This is a genomic window from Algoriphagus aquimarinus, from assembly GCF_900112005.1.
In the GTDB taxonomy this organism is placed as follows: Bacteria; Bacteroidota; Bacteroidia; order Cytophagales; family Cyclobacteriaceae; genus Algoriphagus; species Algoriphagus aquimarinus.
Genome location: NZ_FOKK01000004.1, coordinates 98,813 through 111,282 on the forward strand (window position 1 = coordinate 98,813; position 12,470 = coordinate 111,282).

General features: G+C 39.1%; 10 protein-coding genes. 9 read left to right on the forward strand and 1 reads right to left on the reverse strand.

What is annotated here, in order from left to right; all coding sequences use genetic code 11:
- Positions 1 to 155 precede the first annotated feature (155 nt).
- The 9 genes from BM291_RS06385 (at position 156) to BM291_RS06425 (ending at position 11,037) form a co-directional block, all read left to right on the forward strand.
- Positions 156 to 2,633: a DUF5686 and carboxypeptidase-like regulatory domain-containing protein gene (locus BM291_RS06385; protein ID WP_092895488.1), complete on the forward strand. Its 2,478-nt coding sequence runs from the start codon at positions 156 to 158 to the stop codon at positions 2,631 to 2,633.
- A gap of 168 nt (positions 2,634 to 2,801) precedes the next feature.
- Positions 2,802 to 4,040, forward strand: a complete 1,239-nt coding sequence (locus BM291_RS06390; RefSeq protein WP_175499656.1) for a 6-bladed beta-propeller — start codon at positions 2,802 to 2,804, stop codon at positions 4,038 to 4,040.
- Entirely contained in the window at positions 4,040 to 5,254 is a 1,215-nt protein-coding gene (locus BM291_RS06395) for a 6-bladed beta-propeller (protein WP_092895492.1), read from the forward strand. Before BM291_RS06390 ends, BM291_RS06395 begins: the two co-directional genes overlap by 1 nt.
- 86 nt (positions 5,255 to 5,340) lie before the next feature.
- The gene (locus tag BM291_RS06400) at positions 5,341 to 6,468 is read left to right on the forward strand and encodes a 6-bladed beta-propeller (RefSeq protein ID WP_245786787.1); all 1,128 of its coding nucleotides are present in this window, start codon (positions 5,341 to 5,343) and stop codon (positions 6,466 to 6,468) included.
- Positions 6,469 to 6,577: 109 nt separating this feature from the next.
- A complete protein-coding gene (thrS, locus tag BM291_RS06405) occupies positions 6,578 to 8,524 on the forward strand; it encodes a threonine--tRNA ligase (RefSeq protein WP_092895496.1) in 1,947 nt (648 codons plus the stop codon).
- Positions 8,525 to 8,611: 87 nt separating this feature from the next.
- Positions 8,612 to 9,166 (forward strand): translation initiation factor IF-3, encoded by a 555-nt coding sequence (infC, locus tag BM291_RS06410; RefSeq protein WP_092895497.1) that lies wholly within the window; start codon positions 8,612 to 8,614, stop codon positions 9,164 to 9,166.
- A 26-nt stretch (positions 9,167 to 9,192) separates the two neighbouring features.
- A complete protein-coding gene (gene rpmI / locus BM291_RS06415; RefSeq protein WP_092895499.1) occupies positions 9,193 to 9,387 on the forward strand; it encodes a 50S ribosomal protein L35 in 195 nt (64 codons plus the stop codon).
- Between the two features lie 107 nt (positions 9,388 to 9,494).
- Complete coding sequence (gene rplT, locus BM291_RS06420; RefSeq protein ID WP_086501406.1) at positions 9,495 to 9,839, forward strand: 50S ribosomal protein L20; 345 nt, start codon at positions 9,495 to 9,497, stop codon at positions 9,837 to 9,839.
- A 118-nt stretch (positions 9,840 to 9,957) separates the two neighbouring features.
- Positions 9,958 to 11,037, forward strand: a complete 1,080-nt coding sequence (locus BM291_RS06425) for a 6-bladed beta-propeller (protein ID WP_092895501.1) — start codon at positions 9,958 to 9,960, stop codon at positions 11,035 to 11,037.
- On the opposite strand, the gene BM291_RS06430 is transcribed toward BM291_RS06425, so the two are convergent.
- A complete protein-coding gene (locus tag BM291_RS06430) occupies positions 11,029 to 12,345 on the reverse strand; it encodes an Nramp family divalent metal transporter (protein WP_092895503.1) in 1,317 nt (438 codons plus the stop codon). The genes BM291_RS06425 and BM291_RS06430 overlap by 9 nt on opposite strands.
- Between the last annotated feature and the right edge of the window lie 125 nt (positions 12,346 to 12,470).

Genomic DNA, 12,470 nt, shown 5'->3' on the forward strand with positions numbered 1-12,470 from the left:
TGTAGCTTCAAATATACAAGCGGATTTTTCAAAATCCCTGACAGGGTGTGAGCAGTTTTTTTACTCATTTATTATTTTTTAATTCAATTCATGCCGATATCAACTTGGATTGAAATAATTTTGCAACTCCTTAATCACCCAGGATTTGACATTTAATGATTAGAAGATACTTTTTCCTATTACTTCTTCTGGCTAGTTCCCAGTCCTTTGCGCAGCATGTGATCAAAGGGAAAATCACTGATGCAGAGACTGGAGACCCTATTCCATTCGCTTCAATCATACTAAAGGGCACGACCACTGGTGTCAATTCTGATTTTGAAGGGAATTATAACTTGGAAGCCAAAAAGCTATCCGATAGCATTACGGTAAGCTATCTCGGTTACATTTCGGCTAGCAAAGCTTTACAAAATCAGCCAGAGCAAACTGTAAACTTTCAACTTAAGCCATCAGATTTTGAGATGGAGGCTTTTGTTTTTGAAGCAGGAGAAAACCCAGCATTTGAAATTATACGCCAAGCCGTAGAACGAAAAGAGTACTTTGATAAAAGGAATTTAAGTTCTTATGAGTCAAAGAACTATACCAAGATTGAAATTGATGTAGATCATGTTTCTGATGATTTCTCGCATCGAAGATCTGTGCAGAAAATTACTGCTATACTGGATTCGATCAAGCAACTGACAAATGATGAGGGGCAGAAGATTTTGCCAGTATTTTTCTCTGAAACCTTATCTAAATTCTATTATAGAAATAACCCGGTGCTTCGTAAGGAAGTAGTGGAGAAATCCAGAATTACTGGGGTTGGGATTACGGATGGATCGACTACCTCACAGATCACGGGTTCGGCATTTCAGGAGTACAACTTCTACAAAAACTGGTTGACAATAGTTGAGAAAGACTTCGTGTCGCCGATAGCAGATGGCTGGAAAGCCTATTACGATTACGATTTACTTGACTCTGTGCTGGTGGGTGCGGATTCATGTTACGTGCTGCAAGTGTATCCAAGGAGAGAGCAGGATCTAGCCTTTACAGGGACTATCTGGATCAACAAGGAGACTTATGCGCTAAAGCAGGTCGATTTGGCTATTCCTAAGGAGGCGAACTTGAATTTTATTGAGCGTATCAAAATTCAGCAGGAGCTTGTACCCACTGAGGCGGGACCACTTATTCCTTCCAAATCCCGTGTACAAATCAAAATAGGCCAAATCACACCTAAGACGGCTGGATTGCTTGCTAAATTCTATACCTCGGCAGATAGCATTCGTACCGGTGAACCTAAGCCAACTTCTTTCTTCAATCAGGCCGTTACGCTGGAGCTCGATTATGCTTCAGGAGATGATGAATTTTGGAAAATAAATAGACAAGACCCCCTGAGTGAGGAGGAGCTTGCTGTGTTACAGATGGTGGATACGCTAAAAAGGATCCCTATTGTTCGCTTCTTTTCCGAAGGTTTAAAATTCTTTGGAACAGGCTACCTCAATGTTGGAAAGTTTGAAGTTGGTCCATGGCCAGGCTTTTTTAATTACAATGATATAGAGGGAGTTCGCCTGGGAATGGGAGCTCGTACTTCCGTGAAATTCAGTAATAAATGGGAACTGGAAGGCTACGGAGCTTATGGTTTTCAAGACGAGGAATTCAAGTATACTGCCAAGGTTAAACGTATTTTAGACAGATTCCATTGGACCACACTTTCCTTATCTACGCAAAAGGAAATTGATCAGGTAGGATTGGAGATATCAAACCTCCAAGGGAATTCCGTGTTTCTGGCGGCAAGTAGATTTGGTACGCTACGTCGTCCATTCCTGAATACTAATTATAATTTCCAGTTTCAGCGGGAGTTTTTCAAAGGCTTCTTATTCACTTCCAATCTGCATGTAAGGCAGTTTGATCCACTTTTCGACTTTTATTTTCTGGAAAAAGACACGAGAGAATACGAGTCTAATTTTGAAACCACCGAAGTTCAGGCTTCTTTACGATACGGTAAAGACGAAATTATTATAATCAATGACAATGCGCGCACATCTTTTGGCCCTTCCAAATGGCCGATAGTTCAGCTTTCTTATGCCAAGGGGATAAAATGGCTAGGTGGAGATATTGCCTATTCCAAACTTGATTTCTATCTATATCAAAGATTAAATGTAGGGATGCTTGGTGTGTCCAGGTATGAGTTATTTGCGGGAAAAGTATTTGGCGAAGTGCCCTATCCCATATTGAACAATCACCTTGGTAACGAAACACTTTTTTATACTTCGGCTGCTTTTAATACCATGAATTTCAACGAATTCGCTTCAGACCAATATGCCAGTTTGCGATATAGACACTATTTTGAGGGCTTCCTTTTGAATAGAATCCCTGTGATCAAAAAACTCAAATGGAGAGCTGTGGCTAATGCCAATATTCTTTATGGGTCGGTTAGTGATAAAAATATCACAAATACGCCAAACGTCGATCCTCTGGGAAATCATTTAGAAACCTTTGGAAGGCTGGATCCATCAAAACCCTATGTGGAATTAGGCTATGGCGTAGAAAACATTTTCAAATTCTTCAGAATAGACTTTTTTCATAGAATCACCTATCTGGATAACCCTGGAGCTAAGCCATTTGCGGTTAAAATATCAGGCCAGTTGATTCTTTAGTTATTGGATTCTATTCACTATTTTGGGTAGATGAAAAATGTAAGGGGGAATTTTTTGACCATTTTGACTAAGGCCATCCTTAATCTCTTTGGTTTTGAGGCTGGAAGACCGAAGACCGGGGACCGAAGTAGCGTTGGAAAAAGATTTGGTCGAACTTTTAACAAGCTTTTGCATAATATATTCAGGAAGCTTTATTTCCATCAGATAGTTTCTTTAATTCTGATTTCTGTCTTGTCTATTTCCTGTTCATCAAGTGAAAAGGAGAGCTCAGGGCAGTCAAACGATGGATTAGAAATCATCAAGGTTGACCTCTCCGAAGCCAGAGAAGGTAAACTCTCAGAGTTCTTTGAGCCTGAGATTGAGTACATATGGCTGGAGGATGATTCTGAGGATGGGTTAATAGGTAGAGATATTCCGCAGATATTTTTTCACGAAGACAGGATTTACGTTTTGGAAACCTATGGCTGTAAATGCATTCAGATTTTTGATCGTTCTGGGAAATACCTGAATAAAATCCGGAGCTATGGAGAAGGCCCAGGTGAATACCTTGATTTTGATGATGCTATTATCAGAAATGATGAAATAATGCTTGCAGGAGTTTTTCCCAGTAAATTGATGTGGTTTAGTTTGAAAGGTAAATTCCTGAGAGAAAAAAAAGTCGCCGATCAATTTGGTTCGGTAGTTTTCTCGGATCTTGAAAAGCGATATTATTTCTATAGTTCAGTATTTGCCCAAGATGAATTCTTCATTAAAAGTGTGAATGAAACGATTGAGGATACAGTAAAGGCTATTCCCTTCGATCCAGAGCTCTACTATGGGATGTATTCCGATAGGAGTAATTTACAGAATTCCAATGGCAGAGTATATCTCTCAAGGCCGTTTCAAGATACCAGCTATTACGCCGATCAGGGTCAGTTTATTCCTAAGCTAGTTTTTGATTTTGGGAAGTATGGACAGAGCCAAGATGAATTGAAGAAGATTGATGAGGATCTTGAACCACTTGATTTTATGCAGTTTCTTAACAATCGAGCGAAACTATATCTCAGTACGATATGGTATATCACAGAAAATCAGCTTTATGCAAGGATGAGCTATGAAAAAGAAAGCTATAATATTTTCTTTACACGAGATAATCAAAAGACGCACGTAATAAAAGGAGATTTTGTGAACGACTTAAATGAAAGTCTCCATATCAGTTCATTTTTCCATCAGTTCTCCGATGGAAAAACTGGCTCAACTATTCCAGGAAAAGAGCTATTTAAGTTGTTACAAAAAAAGAAAGCAGAACTCGGTCAGGCCGGCTTCGAGGAATATGTAAAGGGTAAAGGAAAGAACTTTGCTCAAGTAGCTTTTGCTGCTAAAGACTCTGAAAATCCTGTATTGATTGTTTACACTGTAAAGAAATAATGAAGCAGCCATATCTAATTTTACTAGTCCTAATTTGTAGCTTTTTTGCCTCCTGCTCATCTGGAGACCAAGCCAATTCAGATCAATTGAACGATGGACTAGAAATAATAAAAGTTAACCTCTCTGAAGCTAGAGAAGGGAAACTCTCCGAGTTCTTTGAGCCTGAAGTCCAATATATCTGGCTGAAGGATGATTCCGAAGATGGCTTAATAGGGGATGGCTTACAGAAAATATTTTTCCATGAGGACAAGGTCTTCACTCTGGATATTTTTGGCTGTCATTGCGTTCAAATATTTGACCGATCTGGTAAATTTCTTTCTAAAATTCGAGCTTACGGAGAAGGTCCAGAGAAATACCTGGGTTTTGATGATGCTATTGTTGTCAATAACGAACTACTGTTACTCGGTGTTTTCCCGCCTAAACTGATGTGGTTTTCATTGGAGGGAAAGTTTATAAGAGAAGAGAAACTAGACAAACCAATAGGTTCAGGTGTGTTTTCCGAAGAGGATAAACGCTATTATTTCTATTCAAAGTATAGGGAGCCCGGGGAATATTTAGTGGAAACTGTTAATGAATCATTTCGGGATACGCTGAAGTTTTTGCCTTACCAAGATGATGTGTATTATGGCAACTTTTCGAACAGAAATAGCTTCATCAAAAGTGAAAAAATCTACCTTGGAAGGGCATTTAATGATACAATTATGGTTTCTGGAGCCGGTGAACTTCTTCCTAAATTTGTTTTTGAATTCGGTGAGTACGGACAAGCTATTGATGAGATGAAAAGGAGTGAAGAATTGGAGGCACGGGAAAGGTCTGATTTCATTAATAAGAAAGCCAAGTTATATTTCACTCCCTATAATTGGTACATCACTAATTCTCAGTTTCATGCTGGATTTAAATATGAAGTGAGTTATTACAATATATTCTTTGATAGAAAAACCCAACAGACTAGTGTTATCAAGGGAAGGGTCTCCGATGATTTGACTGATAGTTTTGATCCTTACAATTTGCTTTATCAATTTGAAGGCGATAAGGTAGGATTTAGAGTTTTAGGGATAGAACTATATAAAATCCTTCAAAAAAAGAAAGAAGAACTCGGTCAAGAAGGCTTTGAGGAATATGTAAGAGGCAAAGGAAAGAACTTTGCGCAAGTAGCATTTGCCGCCAAAGACTCCGAAAATCCTGTATTGATTGTTTACACTGTAAAGAAATAATGAAACAGCCATATCTAATTTTACTAGTCCTAATTTGTAGCTTTTTTACCTCCTGCTCATCTGGAGACCAAGCCAATTCAGATCAATTGAACGACGGATTAGAAATAATAAAAGTTGACCTCTCCGAAGCTAGAGAGGGAAAACTCTCCGAATTCTTTGAGCCTGAAGTCCAATATATCTGGTTGAAGGAAAACGCTGAGGAAGGCTTGCTTGGAAGAGGTTCACGGCAGGTTTTTTTTCATGATGAGAAAATATATGTTGTCGATACGCAAGGCTGTAAATGCATTCAGATTTTTGACGAAACAGGAAATTACCTCAATGAGATCAATGGCTATGGTGAAGGGCCGGGGCAATACGTACAGTTTTACTCTGCTGTTTTCAAGGATAATGAACTAATGCTATTGGGTGTACCTAAAAAGTTGATGTGGTTTGATTTGGAGGGAAAATTTTTAAGAGAACAACAAGTAGATCAACAAATTGGGGCAGCAGCATATTCTGATAGTGAGGAAAGCTATTATTTTTATACAAATGCTTCAGAAAAAGGAGATTTCTTTTTTGAATCTGTGAATGAAGCATTTCAAGATACGGTACGATCAATCCCTTTTAATGAGAATACCTTTTACGGATACTATCGCGGAGCTTCCAGCCTTCAAAAACAAGGAGAAAAAATCTTTTTTGGAATGCCGTTACAAGATACGATCTATGAAGCAAATGAATCTCAATTGAAAGCTAGGTATGTTTGGGACTTTGGTAAGTATGGGCAGGACATCCAGGAAATGAAGAAATTTGATGTAGAAGTGGATGGTATGGCGTATATAAGATTCAAAAATTCTGAAGCTAAAATGTATTTTGAAGAGAGCTGGTTTATTTTAGAAAATTTGCTCATCTCAAGCTTTAGGCATGAAGGGCAATCTTTATTAATGATTTACGATACGGAAACTCGGCAATCAAATTTGATTAAAAATCTTTTAGTCAATGATTTGGATGAATTGTACCCATTAGCAAACATTTATCTTCAGTTTACTGAGGGTAAAGTGGGCACTTCCATTCCAGGTAAAACCCTTTTTAATTTACTTCAGAAAAAGAAAGAATCGCTTGGTCAAGAAGGCTTTGAGGAATACGTGAAAGGCAAGGGGAAGAACTTTGCTGAAGCAGCATTTGCAGCCAAAGACTCTGAAAATCCAGTGTTAATCGTTTATACGGTGAAGAAATAAGTGCTCATTTCCATATTCCCTTCCCATATATTTTTTGGTTGCATCGGTCTTGTGCATATTTGCACCTTAATATTTATGCCTTCTTGTATGGGCAGAACTAATTTTACACATGTCACAACTTATTAACATTACCCTTCCAGATGGCACTGTGAAGGAGTACGAAAAAGGAACTACCGGACTACAGATTGCTGCAAGTATCAGCGAGGGTTTAGCGAGAAACGTTCTAGCCGCAAAAGTAAATGGACAGGTTTGGGATGCTACCCGAGCTATCGACACTGATTCAACTATCCAATTATTGACTTGGAATGACGGAGAAGGCAAAAACACGTTTTGGCACTCTTCAGCTCACTTGCTTGCAGAAGCATTGGAAGTACTTCATCCAGGGATCAAATTCGGTATCGGTCCTCCGATCGAAACTGGTTTCTATTACGATGTAGATTTCGGTGATAAAACCCTTGATGGGTCAGAACTGGAAGCTATAGAGCAGAAAATGATTGAATTGGCTCGTGAGAAAAATGAGTACATCCGTTCTGATGTTTCCAAGAAAGATGCTGTTGCTTATTTCGAGGATAAAGGTGACGAGTACAAGCTCGACCTTTTAGAAGGACTTGAAGATGGAACCATTACTTTCTATCAGCAAGGAAACTTCGTAGATCTTTGCCGTGGACCACATATCCCAAACACCGGTTTTGTAAAGGCTGTAAAGCTGACTAACATCGCTGGTGCATACTGGAGAGGAGACGAGAAGCGCAAAATGCTTACTCGTATTTACGGTGTTACTTTCCCTAAAGCGAAAGAGCTATCTGAATATTTAACATTACTTGAAGAAGCTAAGAAACGCGATCATAGAAAGCTTGGCCGTGAATTGGAGCTTTTCATGTTTTCAGAGAAAGTAGGGGCAGGACTGCCACTATGGCTTCCTAAAGGAACACTTTTAAGAGAGCGTTTGGTGAATTTCTTAAAAAAAGCGCAGGACAAAGCTGGATATCAGCAGGTGATTACACCGCATATTGGTCATAAAGTATTGTATGAGACTTCTGGTCACTACGAGAAATATGGCAAGGATTCTTTCCAGCCAATTGCTACTCCACATGAAGGAGAAGAGTTTTTGCTGAAGCCAATGAACTGCCCACATCACTGCGAGATTTATAAAAACAAACCGCATTCTTACAAAGAATTGCCAATACGCTACGCGGAATTTGGTACTGTATATCGTTATGAGCAGAGTGGAGAATTGCACGGATTGACCCGTGTTCGAGGATTTACTCAGGATGATGCGCATATATTCTGTCGCCCAGATCAGGTGAAAGAGGAGTTTATCAAAGTGATTGATTTGGTTTTATATGTATTCAAAGCTTTAGGTTTTGATGATTATACTGCTCAAATCTCTTTGAGAGATCCAGAAAATCCTTCCAAATACATCGGAGGCGATGAGAATTGGGACAAAGCAGAAGCTGCAATTATCGAAGCGGCAGCTGAAAAAGGTTTGATTACGGTCACAGAGCTTGGTGAGGCGGCATTCTACGGCCCTAAGCTGGACTTCATGGTCAAAGATGCTTTGGGAAGAAAATGGCAGTTGGGAACTATCCAGGTAGATTATAACTTACCAGAACGATTCGAGTTGGAATACATCGGATCGGACAATCAGAAGCATAGACCTGTGATGATCCACAGAGCGCCATTTGGTTCTTTGGAGAGATTCGTTGCGGTGCTTATCGAGCACTGTGCAGGCAACTTCCCACTATGGCTTTCTCCTGAACAGATCAATATTTTGCCTATTTCTGAGAAATATGTAGAATATGCAGAAGAAATAAAGTCAATCCTCGAAGAGGTGGGAATATCAGGTTCTATTGACAACAGAGATGAGAAGATCGGAAGAAAAATCCGTGACTCTGAAGTTAAAAAAGTGCCTTTTATGCTGATAGTAGGGGAAAAGGAGCAGGAAGAGCGAAAGCTTTCTGTCCGTAAGCATGGTGAAGGAGATCTAGGTAATTTCTCTCCGGAGGAGTTTATAAACTATTTTCAAGGCATTATTTCAGCATCATTGAGTAAGTAATACTTGGGTATTATTTAATTCAGTTTTTCTTAATTAGAAATAATTCCGATATTTGCATCCAATTTCATAAAAACAATCAACGCAAACTTGAGAAACCAAAGACAACCCTATAGAGGTAGACAAGAAGAACCTTATAAAGTAAACCAGAAAATCAGAGCTCGTGAAGTGAGAGTGGTTGGTGATTTCGTAGAAGGTGGAAATGCATTACTTCCTACAGACAAAGCAATCAAAATCGCACAGGAAAATGACCTGGATCTTGTAGAGATTTCTCCTAACGTCGATCCTCCAGTTTGTAAGATTCTTGACTACGCTAAGTTTAAATACGAGCAGAAAAAGAAGCAGAAGGAGATCAAATCCAATGCAGCTAAGATTGTTTTGAAGGAAATCAGATTCGGACCGAATACGGATGAGCATGATTACAATTTCAAACTGAAGCATGCCATCAACTTCTTGAAAGAAGGCGCAAAAGTAAAGGCTTACGTACACTTCGTGGGTCGTAGCATTGTGTTTAAAGAAAGAGGCGAGATGTTACTTCTGAAATTTGCTCAGGCGCTTGCAGAATATGGCGCAGTAGAGCAGCTTCCAAAAATGGAAGGAAAGAGAATGAACATCTTCATCGCTCCGAAAGCAGGAAAGAAATAAATTTCAACTAATATAAATACAGCAAAATGCCAAAGGTAAAAACCAAATCCAGTGCAAAGAAGCGGTTCGCTTTGACAGGAACCGGTAAAATCAAAAGGAAACACGCTTTCAAAAGCCACATCCTGACCAAAAAAGCTACCAAAAGAAAGAGAAACTTGACCAAAACTGGTCTAGTTCACGAATCTGATGAAGGTAGAGTAAAAGCAATGTTGAGAATCTGATTTTCAGCAGTCGCTTAAAAATTAATTAAGGTTTATTTATTCACCAGGCACACTGGTTTCCAAGATCCCGATAATTCGGGGCACCATGCGTCAAAAAACAAAACACTATGCCTAGATCGGTAAACGCGGTAGCGTCCAGAGCAAGAAGAAAAAAAGTGCTTAAAGCCACAAGAGGTTACTTCGGAAGAGGTAGCAACGTTTGGACAGTAGCCAAAAACAAGTATGAGAAAGGTCTTCAGTATGCGTACAGAGATCGTAAAGCGAAGAAAAGAGAATTCAGAGCTTTATGGATTCAGCGTATCAACGCAGGTGCAAGAATGCACGGCGTATCCTACTCTCAATTGATGGGATTATTGAAGAAAGGTGAGATCGAACTTAACCGTAAGGTTTTGGCAGATCTAGCCATGAATCACCCTGAAGCATTTAAAGCTGTAGTTGAAACTGTAAAATAAGGACGCACTGCCTTATTTTATTAAAAGCCTTCCCTCGGGAAGGCTTTTTTGGTTTTGGACTATAGCTTTGTTGATAGGATTTAAGTAGTATAGATTCTCAATTTGAACCGGTAAGAAAATGAAGCATAAGTCTAATTTCTTTTTACTATCAGCCTGTTTTCTAGTAGGATTCGGATTTTTTAGGTGCTCTAAAAATCTAGAAACTAGCTTACCAATCGTTGAGATTCCTAGTAAGATAGACCAGGAATTGCAACTGGAACAATTGACAAAATCTTTGAAACTGATTCAGCTGGAGACCAATGATAGCTCTTTTTTGACTGGTGTATTGGATGTTAAACTTTTCAATGACAAAATTTATGTTTCAGATGCTTCCCGGAGGATTTTGATATTTGATCAAGAAGGGAAGTTTCTAAAAGTACTAGGTAAACAGGGAGAGGGACCTGGAGAGTATAAGCATTTCGCCTATATGACCATTGACGAAGAATCCGATCTTCTTTATGTAGCCTCGGCCATGAAGCTGTATGTTTATTCCACGGAAAATGAATTACTCTTAGAAAATGCACTTCCATTTTATGTGAATTCTCTTGCGGTCTTGGAAGAACAATTATTCGTTCTTAGGCAAGAACGAGTTATTCCACAGGAAGAAGGTTATTTAAACCAATCAACTTTATATGAAATCGATAGAGCATTGACTGTTGTTGATACCATTCCAGTTAGAGATGTGAAATTACAAACAGGTGGATTTTCAGATTTTTCCTTTAAGAATTACTTCTCTACGGTAGGGCTTGACCATTATGTGTATGTGCCGGATTTTGGTAGTCAGATTTTACTTCATGATACCCTTTATCAATTTAAGGACAAGATTCTGACTCCATTCTTAAAAATGAATTTTGAAACGATTCAGACTTTGGATAAGAGCGGGATAAAAAAGATTCAAATCTATAATGTGATTAATTCGCAGTCATTCCTATTCTGCGAGTATTATTCGGATAGTAACCATTTGTTGTTTGTATATGAAAAGGAAAGCTCAAAAGGCTATAATTTGAAATCAGGCATCATGGATGATCTGGGAAATCCAGTTATTCTCAGGCCGTTGGATTTAGGAAGAGACATCTTCTACTTTGTGCAGCAATCGGAATATTCAGACAGCGAAACAGAAGAGCAAAACCCTAGAATTGGGATCGTTCAGCTAAAATAATTTTACAATTCCATAGATAGAAACCAACCCAATAGAAACCACGCTGAGCCAAAACAGAATGCTTGACAAATATCCTGAGGCTAGATTTAAAGCGCTGTTCTTAAATCTAAACTGGATTGCAGCATAGACAACCAATAATAGCAATACAGAGCCAATTACGCCTCCTGATAAGACCATAAATGCAGGAAGCTCTACGAAGGCAAAAGCAATAGCCCAGAGAATGGGTAAAACCCAGGCCAATATAGCAACCCAGGTTTTTCTGGTTTTCAGATCATCATAGGCTATCCAACCCAATTCTCCGAAAATATCTGGAAATAGGCGTGTCCAATAAGCCAGCGTAGCAAACACACTTGAAAAAAGCACAAAGAATGCTCCAGAGATATAGGCAAGACGGGCATTTTCCCCTAGAGTTTGTGTGTAAATATTTGCTAAAGTTTCTATTAGTTTATTACCACTTGGGATGTCTTGGTTACCATACAGAATGGAAGCCCCCAGTAAATAAAAAGCTGCAGTGACTACGGTGTAAATAACCATCGCGACGATTGCATCCAAGTACATGATTTTTATCCAGCCATTCGCTCGATATTTCCATTCCTCGCTGCCATCATTTTCACCGACATATTTGGCGTAGCCCTTCTCCAGACACCAATAGGTGTAGGCAATAATCTCGTCACTTGCCACTCCCGTGATCCCAAAAGCTCCTATAGCGACAAATATTAAATCAGATGGTAAACTGAATGTTAAACCACTTGCCACATCTGAAAAAGTAAAACCAAAGGGACTGTAGCTAAGGGCTATCACAGACGCAAGCGTAAAAACAGTAAAGCCTACCACCATAAACATGGATGTCCGTTCTACAATGCTGTAGTAATTTTTATAGATCAATAGGCTTGTAACGGCTCCTAGAATAAAGGCTAGAATAATAGGAGAGACCTGAGGCAAAAGCATGCTTAGTGCGATAGCTGCACCACCGATCATTCCTCCAAGTTGCAAAATTTTGAAAAGTGTCAATAAAAATGTCGTCCAAACTGCCCAATTCTTAGGCCCAGATAGACTTGAAAAAGAAGTCATCAAAGGTTTCCCAGTAATAATAGCATTCTTCCCAAATTCCAATTGTATGGCGACTTTCACCAGACAGCTAACTAGTATGACCCAAAAGGTGATAAATCCACCTTTTGCACCCAGAACAGTGGTAGCTATTAATTCCCCTGATCCAACAATGGAAGCTGAAAGTATAAATCCAGGTCCAAGAAACTTGAGTTTTTGAAAAAGTGAGGTAGGTGGTTTTTTTATTTCGGGCGATGTCATCCACTAAAAATAGGGAAATATATTTCCGCTAGATCAAAATGTGGTAGCGTAGAGGAGTGATGAACTCGATATGAAATTTAGGCTTATGAATAAAATGGAAGAATATTCTGATTTACCCCATCTCT

Coding starts and splice junctions, on each gene's coding strand:
- BM291_RS06425 (WP_092895501.1), top strand. CDS start 9,958: ATGAAGCATAAGTCTAATTTCTTTTTACTATCAGCCTGTTTTCTAGTA.
- thrS (WP_092895496.1), top strand. CDS start 6,578: ATGTCACAACTTATTAACATTACCCTTCCAGATGGCACTGTGAAGGAG.
- rplT (WP_086501406.1), top strand. CDS start 9,495: ATGCCTAGATCGGTAAACGCGGTAGCGTCCAGAGCAAGAAGAAAAAAA.
- BM291_RS06430 (WP_092895503.1), bottom strand. CDS start 12,345: ATGACATCGCCCGAAATAAAAAAACCACCTACCTCACTTTTTCAAAAA.
- BM291_RS06385 (WP_092895488.1), top strand. CDS start 156: ATGATTAGAAGATACTTTTTCCTATTACTTCTTCTGGCTAGTTCCCAG.
- BM291_RS06395 (WP_092895492.1), top strand. CDS start 4,040: ATGAAGCAGCCATATCTAATTTTACTAGTCCTAATTTGTAGCTTTTTT.
- rpmI (WP_092895499.1), top strand. CDS start 9,193: ATGCCAAAGGTAAAAACCAAATCCAGTGCAAAGAAGCGGTTCGCTTTG.